This window comes from Rhodoplanes sp. SY1, assembly GCF_046000175.1.
Taxonomy (GTDB): domain Bacteria; phylum Pseudomonadota; class Alphaproteobacteria; order Rhizobiales; family Xanthobacteraceae; genus Rhodoplanes.
This window is the reverse complement of record NZ_JBEOMB010000009.1, coordinates 15,719-41,427: the sequence shown is the minus strand read 5'-3', so window position 1 is coordinate 41,427 and position 25,709 is coordinate 15,719. Positions and strand designations below refer to the sequence as shown.

General features: G+C 70.7%; 18 protein-coding genes, 1 tRNA gene and 1 riboswitch. Of the genes, 8 read left to right on the top strand and 11 right to left on the bottom strand.

Annotated features, from left to right (window positions below):
* Positions 1-212: 212 nt before the first annotated feature.
* The 5 genes from cobN to ABTU92_RS03410 form a co-directional block, all read right to left on the bottom strand.
* Complete coding sequence (gene cobN / locus ABTU92_RS03430) at positions 213-4,187, bottom strand: cobaltochelatase subunit CobN (protein WP_408087689.1); 3,975 nt, start codon at positions 4,185-4,187, stop codon at positions 213-215.
* A 22-nt stretch (positions 4,188-4,209) separates the two neighbouring features.
* Positions 4,210-6,708: a TonB-dependent receptor family protein gene (locus ABTU92_RS03425; RefSeq protein ID WP_408087687.1), complete on the bottom strand. Its 2,499-nt coding sequence runs from the start codon at positions 6,706-6,708 to the stop codon at positions 4,210-4,212.
* Positions 6,709-6,716: 8 nt separating this feature from the next.
* Complete coding sequence (locus ABTU92_RS03420) at positions 6,717-7,145, bottom strand: DUF2149 domain-containing protein (RefSeq protein WP_408087685.1); 429 nt, start codon at positions 7,143-7,145, stop codon at positions 6,717-6,719.
* The gene (locus tag ABTU92_RS03415; protein ID WP_111359018.1) at positions 7,142-7,657 is read right to left on the bottom strand and encodes a MotA/TolQ/ExbB proton channel family protein; all 516 of its coding nucleotides are present in this window, start codon (positions 7,655-7,657) and stop codon (positions 7,142-7,144) included. The genes ABTU92_RS03420 and ABTU92_RS03415 overlap by 4 nt, the downstream gene beginning before the upstream one ends.
* A 71-nt stretch (positions 7,658-7,728) precedes the next feature.
* A complete protein-coding gene (locus tag ABTU92_RS03410) occupies positions 7,729-8,154 on the bottom strand; it encodes a phosphopantetheine-binding protein (RefSeq protein WP_408087683.1) in 426 nt (141 codons plus the stop codon).
* A 136-nt stretch (positions 8,155-8,290) separates the two neighbouring features.
* Positions 8,291-8,516, top strand: a riboswitch (cobalamin riboswitch).
* 181 nt (positions 8,517-8,697) lie between these two features.
* On the opposite strand from ABTU92_RS03410, the gene ABTU92_RS03405 reads away from it, so the two are divergent.
* From ABTU92_RS03405 to ABTU92_RS03395, 3 genes are all read left to right on the top strand, one after another.
* Positions 8,698-9,114 (top strand): cysteine-rich small domain-containing protein, encoded by a 417-nt coding sequence (locus tag ABTU92_RS03405; RefSeq protein WP_408087681.1) that lies wholly within the window; start codon positions 8,698-8,700, stop codon positions 9,112-9,114.
* On the top strand, positions 9,111-10,697 hold the full coding sequence (locus tag ABTU92_RS03400) for a cobyric acid synthase (RefSeq protein ID WP_408087679.1): 1,587 nt from the start codon (positions 9,111-9,113) through the stop codon (positions 10,695-10,697). Before ABTU92_RS03405 ends, ABTU92_RS03400 begins: the two co-directional genes overlap by 4 nt.
* 286 nt (positions 10,698-10,983) lie before the next feature.
* A complete protein-coding gene (locus ABTU92_RS03395) occupies positions 10,984-11,586 on the top strand; it encodes a hypothetical protein (RefSeq protein WP_408087677.1) in 603 nt (200 codons plus the stop codon).
* Between the two features lie 173 nt (positions 11,587-11,759).
* On the opposite strand, the gene ABTU92_RS03390 is transcribed toward ABTU92_RS03395, so the two are convergent.
* A tRNA-Pro gene (locus ABTU92_RS03390) sits at positions 11,760-11,837 on the bottom strand.
* 476 nt (positions 11,838-12,313) lie between these two features.
* Between ABTU92_RS03390 and ABTU92_RS03385 the strand changes: the two genes are divergently transcribed.
* Positions 12,314-13,165 (top strand): class I SAM-dependent methyltransferase, encoded by an 852-nt coding sequence (locus ABTU92_RS03385; RefSeq protein ID WP_408087675.1) that lies wholly within the window; start codon positions 12,314-12,316, stop codon positions 13,163-13,165.
* 184 nt (positions 13,166-13,349) lie between these two features.
* Here ABTU92_RS03385 and ABTU92_RS03380 read toward each other — a convergent pair whose 3' ends face one another.
* The 3 genes from ABTU92_RS03380 to ABTU92_RS03370 all read right to left on the bottom strand — a co-directional run bounded on the left by ABTU92_RS03380 (position 13,350) and on the right by ABTU92_RS03370 (position 17,747).
* Positions 13,350-14,675, bottom strand: a complete 1,326-nt coding sequence (locus tag ABTU92_RS03380; RefSeq protein WP_408087673.1) for an O-antigen ligase family protein — start codon at positions 14,673-14,675, stop codon at positions 13,350-13,352.
* Complete coding sequence (locus ABTU92_RS03375) at positions 14,672-16,195, bottom strand: undecaprenyl-phosphate glucose phosphotransferase (protein ID WP_408087671.1); 1,524 nt, start codon at positions 16,193-16,195, stop codon at positions 14,672-14,674. The genes ABTU92_RS03380 and ABTU92_RS03375 overlap by 4 nt, the downstream gene beginning before the upstream one ends.
* Positions 16,196-16,343: 148 nt before the next feature.
* Positions 16,344-17,747: a glycosyltransferase family 4 protein gene (locus ABTU92_RS03370; RefSeq protein ID WP_408087669.1), complete on the bottom strand. Its 1,404-nt coding sequence runs from the start codon at positions 17,745-17,747 to the stop codon at positions 16,344-16,346.
* Positions 17,748-17,974: 227 nt separating this feature from the next.
* Between ABTU92_RS03370 and ABTU92_RS03365 the strand changes: the two genes are divergently transcribed.
* A complete protein-coding gene (locus tag ABTU92_RS03365) occupies positions 17,975-20,485 on the top strand; it encodes an exopolysaccharide transport family protein (protein WP_408087667.1) in 2,511 nt (836 codons plus the stop codon).
* 198 nt (positions 20,486-20,683) lie between these two features.
* On the opposite strand, the gene ABTU92_RS03360 is transcribed toward ABTU92_RS03365, so the two are convergent.
* A complete protein-coding gene (locus tag ABTU92_RS03360; protein WP_408087665.1) occupies positions 20,684-21,931 on the bottom strand; it encodes a GNAT family N-acetyltransferase in 1,248 nt (415 codons plus the stop codon).
* Positions 21,932-22,208: 277 nt separating this feature from the next.
* Here ABTU92_RS03360 and ABTU92_RS03355 point away from each other — a divergent pair, with 277 nt between their 5' ends.
* Positions 22,209-23,267 carry a polysaccharide deacetylase family protein gene (locus tag ABTU92_RS03355; RefSeq protein WP_408087663.1) on the top strand — a complete coding sequence of 353 codons (1,059 nt, stop codon included), beginning with the start codon at positions 22,209-22,211 and terminating at the stop codon, positions 23,265-23,267.
* Between the two features lie 140 nt (positions 23,268-23,407).
* A complete protein-coding gene (locus ABTU92_RS03350; RefSeq protein ID WP_408087661.1) occupies positions 23,408-24,112 on the top strand; it encodes a hypothetical protein in 705 nt (234 codons plus the stop codon).
* 119 nt (positions 24,113-24,231) lie between these two features.
* Here ABTU92_RS03350 and ABTU92_RS03345 read toward each other — a convergent pair whose 3' ends face one another.
* Positions 24,232-24,435, bottom strand: coding sequence for a DUF2842 domain-containing protein (locus ABTU92_RS03345; RefSeq protein ID WP_408087659.1), 204 nt, complete (start codon positions 24,433-24,435; stop codon positions 24,232-24,234).
* A 199-nt stretch (positions 24,436-24,634) separates the two neighbouring features.
* On the opposite strand from ABTU92_RS03345, the gene ABTU92_RS03340 reads away from it, so the two are divergent.
* Complete coding sequence (locus ABTU92_RS03340) at positions 24,635-25,705, top strand: COX15/CtaA family protein (RefSeq protein WP_408087657.1); 1,071 nt, start codon at positions 24,635-24,637, stop codon at positions 25,703-25,705.
* Positions 25,706-25,709: the final 4 nt, after the last annotated feature.

Here is a 25,709-nt window from a genome sequence, read left to right as displayed (position 1 = left end):
CGAGTCGGGGGCTCTGCGGCATCGACCGACTATAGCCGAGGCGCGCCCGGACGACACCGCACGTGCACGTCGTGGGCGGAGTGCCGCTCGTCCATCGCGCCGCGTGCTCGGCCTCGCACGCGCCGAGCACCACCAGCGTGCGGCCGCGGAGGCGCGCCGAAGATCGACAGCTCACCGGGCCGAGACGACCCCGGCCCGCCTCCGGCCGACGCTCAAACGCTCGCGTGTCCGCTGGCGATCCGCGGACGAGGCGGGGGGCGCGCGCGGCCGAGCTCGAAGGCGCCGCCGGCGAAGAGCGTGCCGAGGATCGTCAGCCACAGCGCCCACGGCTGCGGGGCGTCCGGGGCGGCGGGCTCCGGCTGCTTCTCGAGCCGCATCCCGGTGACCACGGTGGGGGCCGCCGTCGGGATCTCGGCCGCGGCGTCCGGCGTCGCGTCGCTCGCGGTCGCGGACGGGGCCGCCGCGAGCAGGCCGAAGCCCGCGGCCTTGGTGGCGACGAACTCGGCGAACTTCTGATTCTCCACCAGCAGGTCGCGGCTCGCGGCGATCTCGCGATGCGTCTCGACGAGGCGCTTCACCACCTCCTCGGGGGCGTCCCAGTAGCCCTTGCGGACCGCCTCCAGCATGCGCTCGCTGATCTGGGCGAGCGCCGCAGGGTGGTGCTGCATGAAAAAGTCCTTCAGGCCGAGCTGATGCTTGTCTGCGACGTAGACGTCGTGGAACTCCTGCCACTGGTCGGCCCGCACGCTGCCCGGGTCCATCACGGCCCAGCCCCAGAAGTTGTTCACCCCCTCCAGCATGCGGTTGGCGCCGGCGTAGCGCTCGTTCATCAGCTCCTTGACGTAGCGCGGATGGAAGTTGCGGCTGCGCAGCTCGGTGCTCATGAACTGCGCCACCGACTGGTTCCTCGCGTCGCGCGGATTGCGCAGGTCGCTGATCACGAGATCGGGGGTGCGCCCTTCGAGATGGCGGACCGCGAGCGCGAGCCCGCCCAGATACTCGAACGGATGGTCGATCGAGACGATGCCGTGCGCGTTGGAGGAGCGCGACAGCACGGCGGCCTTGGTGCCCTTAAGGGCCTCGGCGAACAGGCCGAGCGCGCCGATCTTGACGTTGCGGGTGTCGGGATCGTTGCCGAAGGCGTAACCCATGCGCGACAGATAGGTGGTCGCGAGCGTCCCCTCGCTCTCCCACGATCCCGAGGCGAGCGTCGCCTCCGGCAGGTTGGTGCCGTAGACGCCCGACTCGTTGCCGAACAGGCGCACGCGGGCGAGCCGGGCCGCGCGCTCCGGCGCGATCCCCTTGTCGATCAGCATCTGCGTGACGCGACGGCTCGCGGCGGCGAGCGGGTTGTCGGGCTCGTCGAGCGCTGCGACCGTGTCGACGGCGCCCTGCAGCAGCGCCGCTAGCTCCGGCAGGTTGTCGCGATAGAGCCCGGTGATCGACAGCACTGTGTCGACGCGCGGCCGCCCGAGGTCCTCGCGCGGCACCACCTCGACGCCGGTCACGTCGCCGCGCTGGTTCCACACCGGGCGGACGCCGAGCAGATGCAGGGCCTGCGCCTCCATCACGCCGAAATGGTTCAGCGTCTCGGTCTGCCACATCGACAGCGCGATCTTGTCGGGGGCGACGCCGTGCTTGGCGCTGTAGTCCGCGATCAGCGCGTCGGCGAGCGTGCGGCCGGCCTCCCAGGCGGCCCTGGTCGGAATCTTGCGCGGGTCGAAGCCGTAGATGTTGCGGCCGGTCGGCACGGCGTCCGGATTGCGGATCGGATCGTTGCCGGTCGAAGGCGGCACGAAGCGGCCCGAGAGCGCCTTGACGAAGCTCTCCATCTCCATCGGCTGTGTGATGTTGGCGAAGTGCCGGCGCGCGTCTGAAAGGAACGGCCGCACCGGCTCCGGGAAGCCGCCGAGATCGGCGTTCTCCACCACGGCGCGGCGCAGCGCCGTGAAGGCCTCCTCGCCCTGCAGCGTGTCGTAGGGCTCGGCCAGAACCTCGGCCGGATCCTGGCCCCAAGCCTTCAGATAGTCGGGGCCGAGGATCTGCAGCACGGTGGTGAGCGTCTTGTCGGTGTCGGCGACGCGCCCGAAGGTGTGCAGGCCGAGCGGCTGCGGCAGGGCGCCGAGCGTGTGCAGATGCTTGTGGACCTTGTCGAGGAAGCCGTCGACGTCGCGGGCCGCGTCCGCCTCCGACAGCCCGATGTCGCGGACGAGGCCGAGCTTGCTCGCCTGCGCGATCACCTGGCGCCGCACCGCCTCCTGGACGGCACCCTCGGCGCCGCCGGTCGCCTGGTGCAGCAGCTCGTGGAACGCCGTGAACGCGCCGTAGAGGCCGGACGGCGCGAAGGGCGGGGCGTTGTGGGACACCGTGACGGCGCGGCCGCGCCGCCGCGCGATGATCGCTTCGCCCACGTTCGCGATCGTGTAGGGATAGATCACCGGGATGTTGCCGATGGTGGTCTGGGTGTCGTCGCCGACGGCCGGCGCGCGCTCCTTGCCGGGCGCCCATTCCTGGGTGCCGTGGGTGCCGAGATGCACGATGGCGTCGGCCGCCATCTGCGTCGTCACGCCGAGATAGACGGCCCGGTAGGCGTGATGGAGCGGCCGCTTCTTGTCGTGGGTGATGTCGTCCTCCTGGTCGCGCCGGCTGCCGCGCAGCGGCTGCGGCAGGATCACGAGCTTGCCGATCTTCCAGCGCGGCACGACGAAGTCGACGCGGTCGCCGTCCTTCAGGGTCAGGTAGGTGTCGTCCGGTGTCCCCCACGCCGCCTGCGTGGCGGCCTGCGTCTCGGCCGGCAGGCCGGCCAGGAACGCCCGGTAGTCGGCGAGCGGCACGCGCTCGGCGAGGCCGTCGGCGAGCAGGGCGCGCAGCTCGCGGTCGTCCTTGGTGCGGTAGTAGGGCCGGATCAGGCGTTTCATGGTGCTGATCACGGTCGCCTCGTCGACGGCCGGCGCGTCGTAGCCTTCGCGCCGCAGCCGGTCGACGATCTCGACGATGCTGGCCGGCACGTTCAGGTAGGACGCGGAAAAGTTCTCCTCGCCGGCCGGGCTGTTCCAGACGAAGATCGCCACGGTCTTGTCGGCGTTCGGCTTGCGCCGCAGCGCCGCCTGGCCGAGCACGCGGGCGACCAGCGCGTCCGCCTGCTCGGGTATCACGGCGAGCTTCTCGTCGCTGCGCCGGCGCGCCGTGACGAGCGTCGGGTCGATGCGGCCGGCGGCCTCCGATAGCGAGTAGAACACGCCCTGCAGCCGCACCGGATAGGCGTCGTCCTTGCGCCAGTCCTCCTCGTAGCCCTCGGTGTAGGGCAGCACCTGGATGACCGGCCGGTCGAGCGCTGCCATCCATTCGCGCTGCTCGTCGACGTTCGTGTAGACGCCCGTGAACGAGACGAGCGCGTCCGGCACGGTGCGGCCGTCCTGCTGCAACAGCGGCAGCGTCTTGCGGCCGTTGTTCGGATCCCAGAACGGCAGCGCCATGGCGCCCTTCGCCTCGATGCGGCGGATCACGTCGTCGACGTGATCCGTGGTGTTGTTGACCAGCTCCGATCGATGGAAGCCGACGCCGATCACCGGTTGGTCCGGCCGCGGCGCCCGCCAGGCCAGGTACTCGGGGAGCGTCGCGAAGACGCGCTGCGGTGCGTCGGGATGGTAGATCGCCAGCTCGGGCAGCAGCACGGGCGCCGCCGCGGCCTCGCCCGGCCGGCCGAACAGGTCGACCCGGACATAGTCGAGCAGGGCGCGGACATTGGCGTCGCCGCCATTGGTCCAGTAGGCGTGGATGCGCTCGGCCGCCTGCGGGGAGAGGCCGCGGGTGAGGTCGGGCCGCCGCCACATCATGCCGCCCCACACCTTGCCCGGGAAGGCCGCGAGCGGCGCCTTCAGGCGCGCCACCATCGGCACGAAGGTGGTCTCCATCACCCAGTCGAGCAGCACCAGATCGCGGCCGCGCAGCACATCGGCGATCGCGGCGTCGTCGAGCTTGTCGACCATCACGTAGTCGAGCGTCATGCCGCGCTCGCGGGCGAGCGCCTCCATCAGCCTGCCCTTGCCGGGATTGGACGGGAACGGCGCCAGTACGGCGATCGACAGCGGCGCCGGCGTCTCCTGGGCGAGGACTGGTCGCAGGGCGAGCGGCACGGCCGCCAGCACCAGGGTCATGATCGTGATCACGAGGTGCGGCAGCCGCATGGCGGTCATCCTTCGAAGGTCGTCAGTTGAACGTCTTGCTGAAGCCGGCGAAGAAGGCGCGGCCGGCGCCCGGATAGACGAACGGCGTGCCGCCCGGCGTGGTCGGCGCGTCAGCCGAGCGCAAGAGCGGCGCGAAGTCGCTCACATAGGCGACGTCGCCGAGGTTGCGGCCCTCGGCCCACACGCTCCACGACCTGTCCGGTGCCTTCCAGCCGACGCGGGCGCCGTAGAGCGTCGAGGCCGGCGCCACGAAGGCGTCGCCGCCGGAGTTGTCGAACGTGGTCCAGCGCTCGCCGACGAAGCGGATGTTGCCGGCGGCGAAGAAGCCGGCCGGATGCCGGTAGCCGAGCTCGGCGAAGGCCTGGTGGCGCGGCGTGAGTGGCATCTGCGCATTGCCGAAGGTCGGATCGTCGACGAAGCGGGAGTCGATGAACGTGTAGGTGATGTCGAGATGGACATGGTCACCCGCGGCGAGGACGTCGACGACGGGCCGCGTCTTGAAGCCGGCCTCGACGCCGGTGCGGCGCGTCTTGTCGACGTTGAAGGCGACCAGGCTGTTGGCGTTGCTGCAGGCGAACTGGCCGCGCAGCTGCGCCTGCTGAGCCGCCGTGAAGCGCGACAGCGGGATGAAGTTCAGCGCGCAGGCGGACAGGATCTCGTCGTTCAGCCGCATGTCGTAGACGGCGACGTCGTAGCGGAAGCGGTCCCAGCCGCCGCGCACGCCGATCTCGCCCGTCCAGGCGCGCTGCATGGCGAGGTTGTCGATCATGTTCAGCGTGCCGGCACGCAGGCCGTTGACGGTCTGCTGCAGGGTCAGGAGCGAACTGATGTCGCCGGCGTTCGGCACCTCGGTGCTGCGCGCGATGTTGGCGTAGACGAAGTGGTTCGGCTGATACTCCCAGTTGACGCCGAACTTCGGATTGAAGGCGGAGAAGTCGCGCTCGTAGTTGCGCAGCCCGTTCGACGAGGCCGGGCCGATGCCGACCCCGCCGGCCGGGCTCGCCTCGGTGCCCGACGCGATCCGCGGGCCCGCATAGCCGTCGTGATAATTGCGGTCGGTCCAGAACGCCTGGGCGCCGGTGAACAGCTTCACGCGCGGCATCACCTCGATCGCCGCCTCGCCGTAGCCCTCGTGGAACCAGGCGTGGAAGGCGTCGTCGTAGACCAGCGACGCCTTGGTCGTGCCGCGCGTGCCCTTGGCCCACTGATAGGTCTTGTAGCTCGCGTCCTCGTAGGTCGGGCGATAGCCGAAGACCAGCTCGGTCGGCCGGCCGATCAGCTCGTTGCGGTTCTCCAGGCGCAGCGAGACGCCCCAGTCGGTCCACACCACGTCCTGGATGCCGGCGGACGCGCTCGGCAGGTGGTCGAAGGCGGAGCGCAGGAAATACGGCGCGATCTCGACCGAGGTCTGGTCCGAGCGGATCACGGTCTTGTTGACGACGCGCTGATACTCGTAGTTCGCCCGCAGGTCGTAGGGGAACGAGGTCTTGTTCGGGTCGTAGCCGGACTGGCGATAGCGCGAGAGCTGGCTCAGCGGCACCGAGGTCGGCAGCTCCTGCAGGTTCTTGCCGATCGCCACATAGGTGCGGTTCTCGATGTTGTCGGTCGGCTGCCAGCCGAAATTGCCGCTGAAGCGCGGCGCGTAGTTGCGCGAGTTGAACTCGTAGCCGCCGTCGAAGTGGTCGTTGACCTGGACGTAGAAGTCGTACTTGTCCTTGAAGCCACCGAGCTCGATCTGGCTCTCGCGGAAGCGGTTGCTGCCGACCGCCGTGGAGATCGTCGCGCCCGGCGCGGTGCGGCCGGTCTTGGAGACGAGGTTCAAGGCGCCGCCGGTGGCGAGCGCGCCGTAGCGCAGGCTGCTCGCGCCGCGATAGACCTCGATGTAGTCGGTCGATTTCAGATCGAGGAGCGGCAGCGTGACGCCGGTGACGAGCCGGCCGAGCGGCACGCCGTCGGCGAAGGCGCGCACGCCGCGGCCGCCGCGCGGCCCGGCCTGCGACGTGTCGCTGCCGCGGATCGAGATCGATCCGAGGCTGTTCTCGCCGCCGCGCTGGCCGATCAGCACGCCCGGCACCTCGTCGAGCACCTGGCGGAGATTGGACTTGGTGCCGGGATCCTGCTGCGTCACCGAGACCACCGACTCGGCGCCGGGGCGGCGCAGCGCGCGGCGCGCCTGCAAGGCATAGGGTGGCGGGTTGACCGGCTGGGTCTGCGCCGCCCCGTCGGCCGTGCCGGAGCCGGTGCCCGCGACCGGCACGGCCGTGGCGGTGCTGCCGCTGCGGGGGCCGCGCGCCGTTCCCGAGGCGGGCCGCGCCGGCGTCACGCGCGGCTTCGGCACCGTCACCACCACGGTCTCCAGCAGCACCGGCTCGCTCGCGCCCGCGCCGCCGGCGCCGCTCGTGGCGCCCGATGACGCCGGCGTCGCCGGTGGCGGCTCGGCCGTCTGGGCGAGAGCGGCTGCGGGCAGCAGCGCGACCGTGGACAGGAGAACGGCGTTCAGGGACATGCAGGCGATACGCATGGCGGGCCTCACGGCGAGGGCGATGGCGGAACGGGGCGGGGCGAGGGGAGGGGGCCGCGCGGGGCGGCCGGGCCCGATGGCATCCGGCGGCCGGGCGTCGCGGCCGGGGCGCCGCCGGACGGCGCAGTCTCGGGCACGTAGACGAAGGAGCCGTCCTTCAGCCGGTAGGCGATGCCGGCCCGCACGCCCTCGCCGCTGCCGATCTCCTGCGTCGACGTGTAGGTCTCGATCTTCTCGCCGTCCTTGACGACGATCTGCATGTCGGGCCGGCCCGGGTTCTTCACCGCGACGGCCGTCTCGGACGCGAACGGGTTGAGCGGGTTGACGGCGATGATCATCATCAGCGCGCCGATCATCACCAGGAACACGTCGACCAGGTTGACCACCGAGAGGATCGGGTCGAGCTCCTCGTCCTCTTCGAGAATGCGCAGCGTCATGGCCGGGCCTCGATCCGCCGCTTCACCGCGACCAGCTCCTCGGCGCACCAGCGCCGCCGCACCGAGGCGATCCAGAAGCACAAGCAGGCGGCGGCGAGCGCCAGCACCACGGCCGCAAAGGCCGAGCGCAGAAGCTCGCTCATCTGGGCGACGTCGTTGCGGGTGAGGGCGACGAGCGCCGGCCCCATCGGGATCAGCGTGGCGATCAGCCCGAGCATCGGCGTCACCCGGGTCGCCACCCGGATCAGCTCGAGCTGCTTCATGGCGGCGACGTCGAGCTCGTCGAGCGTCAGCGCCGGATCGTCCGCATAGCGCCGCGCCAGCGGGTAGCCGCCGCCGAGCGCCCCGAAGCCGCCGGCCGCGGGCGTGCGGAAGCCGCGGCGGCCGCGCCACCGCAAGGCCCATTGCACGACGAGCCGCCCGCTCTCGAACAGCGAGAGCAGGAACAGCGCCTGGATGGCGAGCTGGACGGGGGTCAGCAGCAGCTCGGAGAGCTGCGTAAAGAACGACATGGCACGACTCCGCGGGCGCTTTCCGACCGTCCGGCCCTTGGGTCTCCGACGGTCGGCGCCTCGATCCTGAATTAAATGTTATATCGTAACAATCTCGGCGCGATTGCAAGAGCGGATGAGCCCTGCCGGGTTAGCTCCCGGACGCTGTGATATTTCTGCATCGCGACCGGAGAGCCCGACCGGCTCTGTCTCGGCTTCGAAGGCTCCTGCTCGTCTCTCCGGACGCCGTGGAGCAGGCAATTCCTTCGCAGCTCGTCGCGCAGCCGCCCGTGCGCCTCGATGAGCAGCACCGAGGTGGCGCCCAGCTCGAAGAAGCTCTCAGTTGGCGGGATGTCGGCGCGGCCGAGCAGTCGGCCGAACACGGTGGCGATCCGGCGTTCCAGCAGCGACGCGGGTCCTGCCGACGGCGCCGCGGCGGCGAGCACCGGCAGGGCGCGGCGGTCGATCTTGCCGTTGACGGTGAGCGGCGGCGAGCTCGCCGGACTCGGCGTCCGCACACATCGTCTCCAGCTGTTCCGTCCGCGCGGATGCCGTGATGGCGCGCTGATCGCGACGGCCGGATCGGCGCGGTCGTGAGCCGTCGGTCTCGCAGTTCCGGAAAAGCCCGGCCTTGCACCCCGGCCGCCTTCGTGCTCATTTGAAGGCGTCTTCGGTGCCTCTCGTCGAGAGGTGAAACGGGAATGCGGTCCGGCGAACGTTCGTCACACGAGCGTCTCGCCAATGCCGCAGCTGCCCCCGCAACTGTAGACGGATCGTCGCCGATCGGAGCCACTGGGACGCCATCAGGCCATGTCCCGGGAAGGTGATCGGAGACCATGATCCGTGAGCCAGGAGACCGGCCGAAGACGCTGGTCCATTCCGTTCGACGGCGGGTCGAAAGGGGAGCGCTAATGATCATCGAATTCTGATTCCGCTTTTCACGTGATCGGTCCGCGCACGATCGGCATCGGGTCGGTCGGTGGCGCGAATGCCCGTGCGGCCTTGCCGTTCGAGCGAAGCCGATCGTCATCCGCATCCGCGGCGCATCGCGTCGGCGGGCGATGTCGCTTGCCGGCAGAACCTCTGCCGCGCATTTCGCGCTGGTGACGACGTCGCCGCTGCGCTCGCTGTTGCTCGGGCCTCGCATGCAGCCGAAGGACACCACCACCAACGAAGCCTTCAAGGGCTTCACCAACACGGCCTGTCCGTTCCTGCCCTGCCACACGGGCGTGCGCGGACAGTTCAACTGCCTGTTCTGCTACTGCCCCTTGATCGCTTACCGTTGTCCCGGTCCTTACAAGGTCTTTACCGATCGCAATGGGATCCGCCGCAAGGACTGCTCGGATTGCACCCTGCCGCACAACGGCTACGGCGGCGCCTGGAATTTCATCCAGAAGTGGCTCGAGCGGCCCGTGGTCTGGGACGGACACGAGCAGACGCGGCGTTATCAGATGAAGCCTCCTCGGACCAGATCATGACCATCGACGTCAATGCCCAGATCGCCGGCCTCGTCTCCCGCATCGCCTTCACGCCCGCCGCATTGCCGCTGCCGCGCCGCGCCCGCTCCTTGATGATCCAGGGCACCGCCTCGGATGTCGGGAAGAGCATGGTGGTGGCCGGCCTCTGCCGCGCTTTCACGCGCCGCGGCCTCGTGGTGCGGCCGTTCAAGGCGCAGAACATGAGCAACAACGCCGCCGTCGCGGCCGACAGCGATCTCCCCCCGGGACCGGATGGAGAAATCATCTACGGCGAGATCGGCCGGGCCCAGCATCTGCAGGCCCGCGCCTGCAAGGCGGCGCCGTCGATTCACATGAACCCGGTGCTGCTGAAGCCGCAGACCGACATCGGCTCGCAGGTCGTCCTGCGCGGGCGCGTGCTCGGCAACTGCCCGGCCCGCATCTATCACCGCATGCGCCACGGCATGATGCCGGCGATCCTCGACTCACTCGACCGGCTGCGCGCCGAGGCCGACCTGGTGCTGGTCGAGGGCGCCGGCTCGGGCGCGGAGATCTACCTGCGCCGCTCCGACATCACCAACATGCACCTCGCCGAGAAAGCCGACCTGCCGGTCGTGATTCTCTCCGACATCGACCGCGGCGGCACCATGGCGGCGCTCGTCGGCAGCCACGCGCTGCTCGATCCGGCCGACCGCGCCCGCGTGGTGGGATACATCGTCAACAAGTTCCGCGGCGACTTCTCGCTGTTCGATCCCGGCGTCAAGACCATCACGGCGCAGACCGGCTGGCCGTTCCTCGGCGTGTTGCGCTGGTTCCCGATCGCCGACCGGCTGCCGGCGGAGGACTCGCTCGCGCTGGAGCGCTCCGCCGAGTTCGGCGGACGGGGCCTCGTCGTCGCGGTGCCGCGGCTCTCGCGCATCGCCAATTTCGACGACCTCGATCCGCTCGCCGCCGAGCCGGGCGTCGCGCTGCGTTTCGTCCAGCCCGGCAATCCGATCCCGGTCGACACCGACGTGATCATTCTGCCCGGCTCGAAGGCGACACGCACGGATCTCGACGTGCTGCGCCGCGAGGGCTGGGACATCGACATTCTCGCTCATGCGCGCCGCGGTGGCCGCGTGATCGGCCTGTGCGCCGGCTTCCAGATGCTCGGCCGCGTGGTGCGCGACCCGCAGGGCATCGAGGGCGCGCCTGGCGAGACGGCCGGCCTCGGCCTGCTCGACGTCGAGACCGAGATCGGCGACGACAAGCGCCTCGTCGACATCGACGCGGTGGATCGCCTCAGCGGCTGTCGCGTCACCGGCTACGAGATGCACATGGGGCGCACCACGGGGCCGGGTCTGTCACGACCGTGGCTGATGCTGGACGACGGGGCAGGGCGCGCCCGGCCCGAGGGCGCCGTGTCGGCCGACGGCCGCGTCGCCGGCGCCTATGTGCACGGCCTGTTCGGCGCCGATGCGTTCCGCGGCCACTGGCTCCGGTCGGTCGGGGCGCAGGCGTCCGGTCTCGACTTCGCGCAGCGCACCGAGGCGGCCATCGAGGCGCTCGCCGACCACTGCGAGGAGAACCTCGATCTCGACGCGCTCCTCGCGCTCGCCCGCTGACTGCGGGTGTAGCGAGGGCTATGGCGGCCGATCGACGGATCGTTCCGACACTGCGGTCTCTGCATTCCGGAGGAGGTCCACTGATGACATGGGCTATCGCGTCGCGGCAGAATGGTGCCGTCAGCGCCGGCGCGTGTCGCTCTGCTCGTCGTCCGGCATCTGCGGATTGCCGGCGGCCCGGCGCGGGCTCGCCGTCGCCGCGTGCTCGCGGGCGCGGTTTGCGAGGGCCGCTCGATGCTGCTTGGTCCGACCTCTCGCGTGCCGATGCGCGGCTGATCACGCCGACATGGCCGAGCGCCTGGAAGAACGTCGTCGGCCGCTCGAACCCCGTGCCGGCGAGAACGCATGTGAGCCGTCCGCCGTCGATCGGATGCCAGTTGCCGGCGATCCGCTCGAGCATGCCGTCGGCCTCGGCCGCCACGGCGCCGCCGCGGATCGCCCAGCGGCGATAGGCGGTCGCGGTCGTCGCGGCGGTCGCGGTGTCGACGGTCGCGTGATCCATCAGGACCAGCGGTGCCCCGGGCCGCAGCGCCGCCGCGATGTCGCGGAAGAAGGCGAGCTTGGCGCCATCGATGGCGGTGATCCCGGCGATCTTGCCCTGCGCGGCGGGCCCGGAGCCGGGCTGAGCACCGCGAGATTGCCGGGCAGCATCAGGCCGAGGCTGGCGCCGAGCGTCACCATGGCGGCGACCATGGTCCGACAGTCGGAGGCGAGTGAAACGGACGTTGATCCCGCGCAGCGCCGGTTCGGCGACATTGTCGGACATGCACAGGCGGCCGATGTCGGGGACGCGGGTGAGCGCGGCCCCGCGCTTCAGCGCGTCGTCGATCGGCTTGGCAGTCTGGCTCTCGGCGGAGAGTTCGGTGCGCTGGCGGCGATCCAGGCGTGAAGCCCGGTGATGAGCAGCCGGCTCCGCCGTTCGGCACACGGCATCCGGGCTGGTGTCGGTCGCGAGGACCTCGATTCGCCGCGGCCGCCGACCATTTGCGTGCCAACGGTCAACGAGGAGCGGCCGGCTCGGCGACAGGATTCGGAGAATTCTTTTGATTACAGTGGTTTGAATGGTCGGAGCGGAGAGATTTGAACTCTCGACCCCCAGTCCCCCAGACTGGTGCGCTAACCGGGCTGCGCTACGCTCCGAGCGGCCGGGACTATAGAGAGGCGGCCGGGCCCGCGCAACCGGTCCGGATGTCTCGTCGGCGGGCTGCGGGGCCGGTCTGCAAGGCGCGCGTCGTCGGCGAGCCGTGCAGGGGGCGAGCCGTGCAGAGGGCTGGCAAGCGGGCCAGCAGGGGGAAGGGACCGGCATGCCCGGGGCGCCGAGTCGCCGTCTCCACGGGCGTTCCGAGCGGCGGTGAGGTCGACCGGCGAAACTCCGAGCGGCGCTCCGGAGGAGGGGGTGAACGCGGTTCCCCGGTGAAATCGCGCGGGTTCCGCTGCCACTTGCGACAAGGCGGCGGCGACCGCGACACAGCGCGACCACAACGCGGCGACCTCGCGGCAACGTGTGCGGACCGCGCCTCCCGTTAAGCTAAAACCAACGCCGGTCGCGTAGTAGTCGGTGTCTCGGGCGCGCCCCCTCGGGTCGCGAGAGCGGCCGTGCGCCCGCAGGAGGATTCATGACCCAGGCCGTTTCCGTGAAGGCGAACGGCGCCGTGTCGGCGCCGCAGGGCGCCGCGATGGCGCCGGATGCGACGCCGCCGCAAGGTGCCACGACGTCGCCGGACACGGCGAAGCCGCAGGGCGCCTCGATCTCGGCCGGCTTCTGGGACGAGGTCTACTCGACCAACCCGATCTACTCGAAGGAGCTCTCCGACGAGGCCCGCGAGGCGATCCAGGCGGCGGCCGCCTGGTTCGGCGACCTGTCCGGCAAGACCGTGCTGGATCTCGGCTGCGGCGCCGGCGCCTCGTCGCTGCTGCTCGCCGAGATCGGCGCGGACGTGATCTCGGTCGACGCCTCGCCGGTGGCGATCGCCTCGCTGACCGAGCGCTGCCGGGCGCGCGGCGTGACGCGGGTGCGGCCGGTCGTCTGCGACGCGATGACGATCGACACGCTGGGGCCGGTCGACTTCGTCTACGGCTCGATGATCCTCCACCACCTCGAGCCGTTCGGCGAGTTCTGCCAGGCGCTGCGCCGGACCATCCGTCCCGGCGGCCGCGCCTTCTTCTGGGAGAACAACGCGGCGAGCGATCTGCTGCTGTGGTTCCGCAAGCACGTGGTCGGCAAGCTGTGGGTGCCGAAATACGGCGACGAGCACGAGTTCCCGCTGACCCCGTCGGAGATCGCGACCCTGCGCGGCGTGTTCGAGGTGACGACCGAGCATCCGCGCATGGAGTTCTTCGCGCTCGCCTCGCTCTATCTGCTGCGCGGCCGCCTGATGAAGCCGATGGCGGCGATCGACGACTTCCTGTTCCGCCACGACATCGGCACCCGCTACTCGTATCAGCAATACGTGCGGGTGCAGGGCTGAGGCTGGGCCCTGGTCATTCCGGGGCGGCGCGCCGCGCCGAACCCGGAATCCAGTCCAAAATGCGGAATGCAATCGAGAATGTGGAGTCCGCCGCTGGATTCCGGGCTCGCGCCTGAGCCTGCGCCCTTACGGCGCGACGCGCCGATCCGGGTGGCGCGCCCCGGAATGACGGACGTCTCCGCGATTAAGATGCGTCTCGCACGCCCGGCTGCGGCCGGCGATACGCCACCGGATCGGGCGGCGCCGGGGCGACGCGACCGGCCGCGATCAGGCCCCAGACGATCCCCATGATCAGGAAGTAGTGGCGCCAATGCGCCACGTCGATGATCCAGCTCTCGCCGACCTCGCCCACGAAGGTCGCGTAGGCGGCGATGAAGATCGGCTGCCAGGGCGTGCGCACGAAGGCGTGGCGCAGCCCGATCACCAGCGTCAGCACGGTCAGGGCGAGCCAGGTCGTGCCGGCGATCCAGCCGCCGTTCATGAACGCGCTGATCAGCGAGTTGTGGGGCTCGTAAGAGAACTCCTTGGAGAACTGCAGCGGCCCGACGCCCCACGGCAGCTCGAAGACCAGGAGAGCGCCGGCGATGTGGCGACCGAACCGGCCCTGCTCGCCGGCGTCGTAGTCCTGCACCAGATTGGCACGCACCTTGAACATGTCGCCGACCACGTCGAACGACAGCAAGAGGAGCACCAGGCCGGCCAGCACCACGACCCCGATCACCGACACGAAGGTAATGCGGAAGCGGTCGCTCGCCGAGCGGGTGGTGACGTAGGTGAGGAAGAGCATCACCAGGGCCGAGACGGTGAAGTGCCCCCACGCGCCGCGCGAGAACGTGAGCAGGAGGCCGGCCGCGATCACCAGGAGCTTGAGCCCGTCGGCGAGGAGCCGGCGCAGATCGCTCGCCGAGACCATGCGCTGCAGCAGCACCAGCCCGGGCAGCACCAGGAACGGCCCGAACACGTTGGGGTCCTTGAAGGTCGAGGCGGCGCGGTCGTACAGCAGGAACTGATCGTAGCCGGGCAGCACGCGGAAGAAGGCGAGGATCGCGATCGCCGCCGTGACGAGCGCGGCTCCGATGTAGCCGCGGATCAGCATGTCGAGGCGCTGCGCCGTGTTCTGGGACAGCACCATGGCGAAGAACAGCGTCGTGATCGACAGGAAGCTCGTCACCGCCGTCCACATGGCGGTGCGCTCGAGGGTGATCACCGGCATCAGCGAGACGAGATAGCCGATGTTCTGGATCACCAGGAGCCCGAGCAGCGGCAGCAGCGTCGCCCGCAGCGTCAGCCCGGTCGCGGCGAACACCACGATGGCGATCGACACGATCAGCTCGTAGGGGGCCGGCTCGCGCTGCACGAAGCCGCTGGTGAAGGCGATCATGAAGATCAGCGCGAGACGCAGCCGCTCCACCCCCGGCGTGACGCGCGCCGGCATGCCGGCCGCCGGCATACCGGCCGCCATGGCCGGGCCGGGCAGCGGACCGGAAAGCGGCGAATCGATCGCGCTCAATAGGCGTTCTCCGTCTCGAGAAGCGCGAAGGGCGTGCGCAGCAGGATGTAGAGGTCGAACAGCAGCGACCAGTTCTCGATGTAGTACAGGTCGTGCTCGACGCGCTGCTGCAGCTTCTCGGGCGTGTCGAGCTCGCCGCGCCAGCCGTTGATCTGCGCCCAGCCGGTGATGCCGGGCTTCACCCGGTGGCGGGCGAAGTAGCCGTCGACCACGTCGTCCCACAGCTTGTTGGCGAGCGGCGCGTGGATGGCGTGCGGCCGCGGGCCGACCAGCGAGAGGTCACCGCGGAGCACGTTGATGAGCTGCGGCAGCTCGTCGATCGAGGTCTTGCGGATGAACCGCCCGACCCGGGTGACGCGGTCGTCGCCCTTGGTGACGACCCGTTTCGCATCGGGATCGGAGTGCTCGTGACGCAGCGAGCGGAACTTGTAGACCTCGATCACCTCGTTGTTGAAGCCGAGCCGGCGCTGCTTGAAGAACACCGGCCCCTTGCTGTCGAGCTTGATGGCGAGCGCTGTCGCGAGCATCACGGGCGAGATCGCGACCAGGATCAGGAAGGCCGCGACACGGTCGAACACCGACTTTATCACCAGGTTCCAGTCGGCGATCGGCTTGTCGAAGATGTCCAGCACCGGGATGTTGCCGATGTAGGAATAGGCGCGCGGCCGGAAGCGCAGGCGGTTCATGTGGGCGGCGAGCCGCACGTCCACGGGCAGCACCCACAGCTTGCGCGCCATCTGCAGCACGCGGTCTTCCGCCGTGAGCGGCAGCGACACCAGGATGAGATCCACCCGGGTGCGGCGGGTGAACTCGACCAGGTCGTCGACCGTCCCGAGCTTCGGCACGCCGGCCACCACCGAGGGCGAGCGGTCGTCGCCGCGGTCGTCGAACACGCCGCAGATGCGCAGGTCCGAATGCGCCTCGGCGCCGATGGCGCGCACCAGGGCCTCGCCCTCGCGGCCGCCGCCGACGATCACGACGCGCCGGATCAGCCGTCCCTGGTCGGCCCAGTGTCGCACCAGCCAGCCGAGGCCGATCCGGAAGGCGAACAGCACCACCATGCCGGTGACGTACCAGCCGGCCGTCCAGGCGCGCGAGAAGAAGTACTCGTGCTTGGCGAAGAAGGAGAGCGCGAGCGCGATCAGGAACACGGCCGTCCACGCCACCCACAGCCGGCCGAGCTGATAGACGTGCGAGCGAAACGCCTGCACGTTGTAGATGTCGACCATCTGGAAGGCGAGGATCGCGGCCGTCGCGACGGCGAGCTCGATGATCAGGTAGATCGGCTCGAAGCCCTCGCTCGGGTAGAGCCACACGGCGTGCACGGCGGCACCCGTGAGCACCACCAGCAGGAACTCGACGATGCGGGCGACGCCGGTCAGCACGACGGGCGAGATGGCGTCGGCGATCGGCTCCTCGGCGATCTTGCGGGCGAGCGGCCCGAGCTCGCGTGGGACGGCCGAGTGGCTGCCGGGGCGGCCGGGAGGAGCACCGTTCATCGGTGGAGCTGCGATCGCCATGTCGATGCCTCCGGGGGGCTGCGGAGCCGACCGCTCGACGGCCGCGACGGTCCGCCGTCGTTCCGCTTCCGGCATACGTAAAAATGGCCACGGTCGCGTAAACGTCGACGCTTCTCGCGCGGCATTCACATAACCTGGTAAACGACGACTAGACCGCCGGAACCAGCCGGAAGGCCCCGCCGCCCGCAGGTCCCGCGCGTCGTCCGGCCACGTGCGGACCGAGAATACGCCGTGCCGACGGCGCGTCCACCCGGGTCTCTCTCGCCTCGGGCTCGGGCGCGCGGCGCGAGCCGGTGTCCGGCTCGGCGGCCGGCGGGGCGGGTGGACCCGGCTCCCGGGTGCGCGGCGCTCGGGTCCGCGGCTCCGCGGCGGGGCGCCCGAGTGCCGTCGTGCCGAACCGCGCCGCCTTGCCGGCCAGGATCTCGCGGTAGAGCTCGTCGACGCGCCGCTGCATCGCGTCGATGTGAAAGCGCGGGCGCACCCAGTCGTAGCGCGCGGCGGCGTCGATCTGGGCCCGCACCGGATCGGCGAGCAGGGCCTGCAGGGCGCCGGCCAGGGCGTCGGGATCGCCGGGCGGCACCAGCTCGCCGGCGCGCGGTCCGAAGATCTCGGGGATGCCGCCGACCCGGGTGGCGACGATCGGCAGGCCGGCCGCGATCGTCTCCAGCACGATGTAGGGCATCGACTCGGCCCGCGACGGCACCACGACGGAACGGCCGAACGCGAAGGCTTCGCGGGTCGGGGCGGGATCGTGGAACGTCACCCGGTCGGTGATGCCGAGCGTCTCGGCCAACATCTGGTAGCGCGCCCGGCCTTCGTCCTCGGCCTGGCCGAACAGGTGGGCGGTGGCGCGGCGGCCGAACCGGCTCTGCAGCTTGGCGATCGCCTCGAGGAACACGTCGGTTCCTTTCAGCTCGCGATACATGCCGAGGAACAGGAGGTCGCGGGCGTCCGGGTGCGGGATCACCGGCTCGAACTCGGCCTCGCGCAGGCCGTTGTGGATCACCACGGCGCGGCAGCGCGGCGGGCCGATCTTCTGGCGATAGGTCTCGGCCTCGTAGGCGCTGACATGGACGAGCGCGTCGGTGACCCGCTCCAGCGCCCGCTCGATGGCGAAGTAGAACCGGCCCTCCAGCGAGCCGACCGCGTAGTGCAGGCTGCCGCCATGCGGGGCGTAGAGCACGGCGATCGGCCGCGACCGGCCGAGCCAGGCGCCGATCAGCCGGCCGTAGACGCCGCCTTTGGCGCCGTGGCAGTGGATCACGTCGGGCGCCATCGCGCCGATGTGGCGGGTGAGCCGCATCAGGGCGGCGAGATCGGCCGGCGATACGTCGCGCCGCATCGGCATGCGCGTCGCCCCGAGGTCGAGCCGGTCGGCGACGGCTGCGATCGCCGCCGCCTCGAAGTCTCCGCCGGTGCGAGAATCGCAGACGATCCCGACCGTATGGCCGGCGGCGCTCTGGGCGGTCGCGAGGTCGCAGACGTGGCGGAAGATGCCGCCGATCGGCGCGCGCACGACATGCACGATTCTCAACCGAACCGGCATGTCCATGAACCGCATCCTCCGCAGGCTCGCGTCGATTCTCGGGGGCGCCGCCGATCCGGGACCAAAGGCCGGGCAGAACCGGCCGTGAATCCATGACACCGCACACGGTCTGTCAAGGTTGAGCGGGAGTTGCGCCACGGATTCCGGGCAGGGGGTGACGATTAACCCGCCGGCAACCATAATAGAGTGTAATCGAGCCGCGTGCGTAGTCTGTGTGGTGCGGAGCTTGCAGGATGTCGTTCGGATCGGACCCCGAGGCGGTGGGCGGGCGCGGCGAGCTCGACATGCGCGCCATCGGTCGTGCGCTGTGGCGCCGCAAGTGGCTGATCGTGATTCCGACGCTGCTCGCCGCCCTGGTGGCGACCGCGGTCGTCAACGTGCTGACGCCTCGCTACAAATCGGAGACGCGCATCCTCTACGAGGGGCGCGAGAACGTCTTCCTGCGCCCGGAGGCCGATCGCAACAGCTTCGACCGCAGCGCCGCCGACCAGGAGACGATGACGAGCCAGGTGCAGCTCGTGCTCTCGCGCGACCTCGCCACCCAGGTGATCGCCGAGCTCGAGCTCGCCAAGCGGGCGGAGTTCGACCCGCTGATCGGCGGGTTGCCGCTGCTCAAGCGCGTGCTGGTGGCGGTCGGCGTCTCGCGCGATCCCTACCGCATGACGCCGGAGGAGCGGGTTCTCGACGCCTGGTACGAGCGGATCACGGCTTACGCGGTCGACAAGTCGCGGGTCATCACGGTCGAGTTCCAGTCCTTCGATCCGGCGCTGGCGGCGCGCGTCGCCAACGCGATCGCGCAGACCTATCTCAAGCTGCAGCAGGGCAACAAGCAGGAGGACATGCAGGCGGCCAGCCGCTGGCTGTCCGGCGAGATCGACCGGCTGCGCCGCGAGGTCGCCGAGGCGGAGGCCCGGGTCGAGAGCTTCCGCTCCACCAGCAACCTGTTCGTCGGCACCAACAACACCACGCTGTCCAACCAGCAGCTCGGCGAGTTCAACACGCAGCTCGGCGCGGCGCGCGCCCGCAAGGCGGATCTCGAGACGCGGGCGCGGCTGCTGCGCGACATGCTGCGGCGGGGCGACGCCATCGAGGCGTCCGAGATCGTCAACTCCGAGTTCATCCGCCGCTTGTCCGAGCAGCGCGTCGCATTGCGCGCCCAGCTCGCCGAGCAATACTCGACGCTGCTCGACAACCATCCCCGCATCAAGGAGCTGAAGGCGCAGATCTCCGACTACGACCGGCAGATCCGCTCCGAGGCCGAGAAGCTCGTGCGCTCGCTGGAGAACGACGCCCGCGAAGCGGCCGAGCGGGTGACCAAGCTGACCGCCGAGCTCGACGCGCTCAAGCGCCAGGCCGCGACCAGCAACGAGGACGACGTCCGCCTGCGCGCGCTCGAGCGCGACGCCAAGTCGAAGCGCGATCTGCTCGAGTCCTATCTCGGCAAGTTTCGCGAGGCCTCGGCGCGCGAGAGCATCGGCTCGGCGCCGGCCGACGCCCGCGTCATCTCCCGCGCGATCGTCTCCAACACGCCGTTCTTCCCGAAGAAGATGCCGATCGTGCTGGTCGCGACGCTGGCCACCTTCTTCGTCGCCGCCGGCCTCGTCACGGCGGGCGAGCTGATCCGCGCCGCCGCACCGGCGCCGGCCGGGGTGCCGCGCGTCGAGCCGGCTGCGTCTCCCTATCGCGAGGCGTCTCCGTTCAGGGAGGCGGGTCCGTATCGGGAGGCGCCGCCGGTCGCGCCGGCGGCCGCGGTCCCGCCGCCCGGACCGGCGCCCCGCCTGGAGGAGCCGGAACGACCGGGCCGCCGCCTGTTCGGCCGAAGCCTGTGGACCGGGCGTGCGCCACCCGCCATTCCGGCGCTGTCGTCCGAGCCGGTGACGTCCGAGCCGCCGTCGCCGCCGCGCGACGACACCGACGAGGCCACCGCGGCGCACGAGCCGTCGGCTGCTGCCGCCGAGCCCGTGCCGCCGGCCTTCGCCGACGCCACGCCTCACCTGCCGGACGCGCCGGCGGCGGTCCCCGGCGACCCCATGCCGCACGACGGCGCCGCCGAGCCGCCGGCCCGGGCGGGCGCCGACGTCGCGGCGCCGGACTTGGTGGCGCGGGATTTTGCGGCGCGGGACGAGGTGATGCCCGACGCGGCCGTCACCCTGTCGTCCGTGGACGAGCTCGCGGGCCGGCTGCGCGACGGCGCCGTCGGCCGCCAGGTCGCGTTCTTCGGCACCGCGCCGGACGGGCGCGCCACCCAGGCCGCCATGGCGGTGGCGCGGCTGCTCGCCCGCGATGCGCTGGTGGTGATGGTGCGGCTCGGCGCCGAGCCTGCCGGAAGCGCGGCCGCGGCGGTCGGGGGCGACGGCCCCGGCGTCACCGACATGGTCCGGGGCGAGGCGACCTTCGGCGAGATCATCGCCCGCGACAAGGTCTCGCGCGCCCACATCGTGCCGCGCGGCCGCGGCGAGGCGGAGACGGCGGCGCTGCTCGCCTCGCTGCGCTTCGTCACCATGATCGACGCGCTCGCCCGCACCTACGACCACGTGATCATCGACGCCGGCGCCTTCGACGTGATCGCCGCCGACCAGATGGCCGAGCTCGCGCCCGGCGGCGTGCTGGTGGTGCCCGATCCGACCGACCCGATCGCCGGCGTCGCCCGCGCCCGCCTCGCCGACGCCGGCTACGGGGACGGCCTCATCGTGCTCGCCGGCGCCCCCCTCGTGGCCCCGACTCCGCACCCGGAGGCGGCGTAGGCTCTCGGTTGCGCCTCGAACTCTCCGCCGCGGACCAGAGTTTCGTGTCCCGGGCACGGCGCGTTGCGCCGTGACCCGGGACCCAGAGCGGTTGGAGCAGGCGCTGGCCGAGCCGCCCCTGGGTCCCGGCTTTCGCCGGGACACGCGGCCGAGAGCCGCGACACGAGTCGGTCAGGGCAAGTCGTCGTGGATGGTGATTCAGCCAGCGCCCGCCGTGCCGCGGCGCAGGCGCTGGATGAGCCTCATCACCAGCGGGCTCTCCTTGGCGCGCCGCTTGGCGCTGGCGACGCCGGCGAGGCCGAGCGCCGCGACGCGGCCCGCGAGCGACACCGGCACCATGCTGTCGAACAACCCCTGGGGCTCGCGGCAGAAGAACGTCTTGTACGACGCCGCCCCCGGTCCGAGGTCGAAGCTGGCGACGCCACGCGTCGCGCAGTCGCGCGCGATGTGGCCGATCAGGATGAGGCCCGGACTCCAGCGGCCGTTCTCGCTGGTCGTGTAGGCGTTGAACATGCAGGAGAAGCGGTACTGGTCGCAGACCCCGCCCATCACCGCGATGACCTCGCCGCCGCCCTCCAGCGCATGCAGCTCGATGCCGGGACGGCCGTCCGCGAGGCCTGCGTGGCAGGCCGCCCGCAGAAAGTCCTCGACGCCCGGCGCGGTGAAGACGTTGCGGATGCCCTGGGCGGCGAATTGCGCCGCCTTCTGGGCCAGGAAGGCGTCGAGCACCCGGTCGGCGTCGGCGCCCGTCGTGACCCGCCGATAGCCGTAGCCGTCGAGCTTCTCGAGCTTGCGCTCCTTGTTGCGCAGCCGGCCCCGCATGTCGCGCGTCAGCGTCGCCTTGACGGCGTCCTCGGGCGTGCCGCCCTCGGGAAACGTCGTCGCCAGCACGTCGTCGACCGAGGGCTGCGACGGCAGCAGGGCGAAGGGATTGTCGAGCCCGCGCCAGCGCCGCGGCTGGCGCACGAGCGCGAAGGCGTCGATGCCGTGCTGTCGCCCGATCCGCACCAGCAGGTCGCGAACCATCGCCCCCGTCGTCATGGCGGCGGCCGCGTCGGGCCGCCACAGGCCGATATTGAGTCCCGAATGGCTTCCGCCGGGAAAACGGGCGATCGAGAGAAGCCCGCGCGACACCACGAAGGGCCACAGGAAGGCAGGGATCCCGTCGCGGTCGCGCCCGATCACGACCAGAGGCTGTGCGCCCTCGGCGTCACCCGCATGACGCTGCCAGGCGTCGACCCAGGCGTGCCGTTGGAACGCGGTCGCGACCGCCCCGACGGCCTCGATCGCCTGCCAGGCCGGTTGCGCGGCTGCGAGGCTGTCGACGACGGCGACCTCGACCACCGGGCCGGCTGCGCATGGCATCGTCGACGGGCCGCCCGACGTTGCGGACTGCGACACGGTCGCGCGCGGCTCGTGCTTCGCCGAGAGCTCGATGACGCTCATGCAGGGACCGCCTGGTTGTCTGGATCGTTTCTGCCGCCGAGATTGGCAAAGAAAAATCAACAAAGCGTTGGTATAGCCGGAATGGAACATGTTCGAGCCGATCAGGTAGTTCCGGCGGAGGACACGTTTCGCGCGCGTCGGGGTCGCGTGGCGGTCGACCGAGGCGATCGGGTGGCTGCGACGTTCGGTCCCGGCCCTGGGGGATCGGCTTTGCACGGTTCGAAGCTTCGCGCATCATGGTGTGCGGATTAGCCGACCTCGCAATGGACTCGAGGACGTGAATCAGTTGAAACGAGCCATCATCAGATCGGGTCTCGAGGCGCTCTACTTCTCGGGGGCGCATCGGCTGATGCGGCCGGTCCTGGGCGGCATCGGCGCCATCCTGATGCTTCATCACGTGCGGCCCGCCCGCCCGGACGGCTTTCAGCCCAACCGGCTCCTGGAGATCATCCCCGAGTTCCTGGAGCAGGTCGTCGCACGGCTCGCCCGCAGCAAGGTCGATTTCGTCAGCCTCGACGAGGTGTATCGCCGCCTCTCGGAGCGCGATTTCGGGCGCCGCTTCGTCGGCTTCACGTTCGACGACGGCTACCGCGACAACAAGGATTTCGCCTATCCGATCCTCAAGCGGCACGGGATTCCGTTCGCCGTCTACGTGCCGACCAGCTTCCCGGACCGGCTCGGCGAGCTGTGGTGGGCGGCGCTCGAGGCCGTGATCGCGCAGAACGACAAGATCGTGCTGGAGATGGACGGGCGCGACTGCCGCATCGCCTGTGCCACCACGGCCGAGAAGAGCGAAGCCTTCGCGCTCCTCTATTGCTGGCTCCGCCGGATGCCGACCGACGCCCAGATGCTCGACGCGGTACGCGAGCTGACGGCCCGCTACCGGGTCGACAGCGCCGCCATCTGCGACAGCCTGTGCATGAGCTGGGAGGAGATCCGCGCGCTGGCGGCCGATCCGCTCGTCACCATCGGGGCCCACACGGTCAATCACGTGATGCTGGCCAAGGCCTGCGACACGGTGGCGCGGTCGGAGCTGAAGATGGGATCGGCCGTTCTCGAGGCGGCGCTCGGCGAGGCGCCGCGTCATCTCGCTTATCCATACGGCGACGCCACCGCAGCGGGGCCGCGCGAGTTCGCCATCGCGGCCGAGCTCGGCTTCAAGACCGCGGTGACGACGCGCCCCGGCGTGCTGTTCCCGGAGCACGCCGAGACCCTGACGGCGCTGCCGCGCATCTCGATCAACGGCGAGTTCCAGCGCGGCCGCTATGTCGACGTGCTTCTGTCCGGCACCGGCACGGCGCTGTGGAACGGCCTGCGCAAGCTCAGCGCGGCGTGAGGTTTCGTCGACCGCCGTTCTCCCGTCCCCGGCCTTCGTCTTGCATCCATGCTCCCGCGGCGCGGGCGTTGCCGGGATTTCCGGCAACGCCTTCCGCATCGTGACACGCGTGCCGGCAAGATCTGCCGGAAGGACGAGACATGACGGCATTTTCCAGCACGGCCGCCGCGACCAGCGGGGCCGCCGCGAGCAGTCCCTTGTTGAAGGGACGGCATCGCCCGGACTTCTCCCAGCCCTTCGCATTGAGCGTCGACGACGAGCGGATTCTCTCGGCCCGCGGTCTCGATCAGACCCGACAGGACAGCGTGGAAGCCCTCTACACGGCCGGACGATCGGCGGTCCGCAGCGGACAGGCGAGGAGCTTCCTGGCCGGGCTGGACACGGCCTCGCTCGCGCTTCTTCAGAGTGCGGCGTCGCTCGCCGACCCGATCGATGTCGGCGCGCTGTCCGAGGAGGGCGCCGAGAACCTGCTGCTCGCCCCGACCGAAGGGGTCGATCTGAACGGCGACGGGCTCCTGCAGACCGGCGCCGCGCTGCTGTTCTCGTTCCGGCCCGTGAATGCCTCGCCGGCGCTGCGCGCCGCCTGGGAGGAGGCGACGGCGAGCATGAGCGAAGGCGACATCCTGATGCTGTCGATGCAGGTCGGCGGGATTCTGATCCCGGTCGACGGAGGGAACCCGCGAGCCCGCGATGTCTCGGACGGCTTCGACTGGAACCGCCACATGGCCGATCTCATCTCGGCCAACGAGGCTGCGCGGGCCTACAACACGCCCGAGCGCACCCGCCAGGTCGAGGCGAACCTGCGCACCTTGTGGGACTCGCTGCGGCGACACGGTCTGGCGTGACCGGGCTTTAGTGACGGCCGGCGGCCGCGCGCGGCCTCGTGTCCCGGGCGCGCCGCGAAGCCGGGTCCGGTGCGATCAGGCGACGCCGGCCACGCCCCGTCCGGCGCAGGCGGCCGGCCTCACTCCACCTTCGCCATGAAGGTGACGATCGGCAGCGCGAAGGGCAGCCAGCCGGCGCCCGCAATGGCGTAATAGGCCATCCGCACCGCCCAGCTCTCCGAGCCGAGAAAGAAGTAGCCGGCGCCGACGGCGAAGAAGCCCCAGAGCACCAGCAGGACGATGAGGCCGAACAGCCCGACCAGGCGGCGGCGGCGGCGTGTCATGGCGATCCCCCGATCCTCGCGGCGGTCGCCGGTCCCTCGGACCGCGCCCCGTCTCGCGCGCGTGCCGGCGCGACCTGGGCGTCCGGCGGAGGCGGGGACCCCGACATTGGCCGCCCGCGACCGAGGGTCTATATGGTCGATGCGGGCTCGCGCAAGCGGCCGTGACCGTTGTGTCGTCTTCAACCCCCGGGACTCCGACGTGCCGTATCGCATCTCCGTCGCACTCCGCCTGTGGCTGTTCGCCGTCGCCGGCCTCGTCTTCCTCACCGTGATCGTCGGCGGGGCGACCCGCCTCACCGAGTCCGGCCTGTCGATCGTCGAGTGGAAGCCGCTGACGGGTGCGCTGCCGCCGCTCTCGGAGGCCGCCTGGCAGGCCGAGTTCGACAAGTACAAGGCGATCCCGCAATACGAGATCCTCAACCGCGGGATGGGGCTGCACGACTTCAAGGTGATCTACTGGTGGGAGTGGGGCCACCGCAACGTGGCGCGCCTCACCGGGATGGCGTTCCTGCTGCCGTTCCTGTGGTTTCTTTGGCGCGGCGCCCTGACTCGCGGCCTCGTCGTCGGCCTCTCGGTGATCTTCGCGCTCGGCGCCGTGCAGGCCGGGGTCGGCTGGTGGATGGTCGCGTCCGGGCTCGCCGACCGCATCTTCGTCTCGCACTACCGGCTCGCTTTTCATCTGACGCTCGCCTGCGTGATCTTCTCGGCCCTGGTCTTCACCGGGGCGCGGCTCTCGGCACGACCGGGCGAGGCGGTGCCGTGGCGGCTGCGGGTCGGCGCCGGCGTGCTGGTCGGCCTGGTGCTCGCGCAGATCTATGTCGGCGCGCTGGTCGCCGGCATGCGGGCCGGCCTCGTCCACAACACCTGGCCGCTGATCGACGGCGCGCTGATCCCGAGCGCCCGCGATCTGTTCTTCGCCGATCCGGTGTGGATCAACTTCTTCGAGAACACCCTGACCATCCAGTTCACCCACCGCATGGTCGGCTACGCGCTGGCGCTCGTCGCGATCCTGCATCTCGTCGACGCGACGCTGACCGCCGGCGCTCGGCGCGGCGTCCGGGCGGGCGCGCTGGCGCTCGCCGTCGCGATCGTCGTGCAGATCGGCATCGGGGTGATGACGCTGCTCGCCCGCGTGCCGCTCGACCTCGCGATCCTGCATCAGGGCACGGCGCTGGTCGTGTTGCTGCTCGCGACGCTGCACGCCGAGCGCCTGACCCGGCCCGGCCCCGCCGCGGCGCCGGCGCCGGATCTCGTGCTGGCGGCGCGGTGAGGGG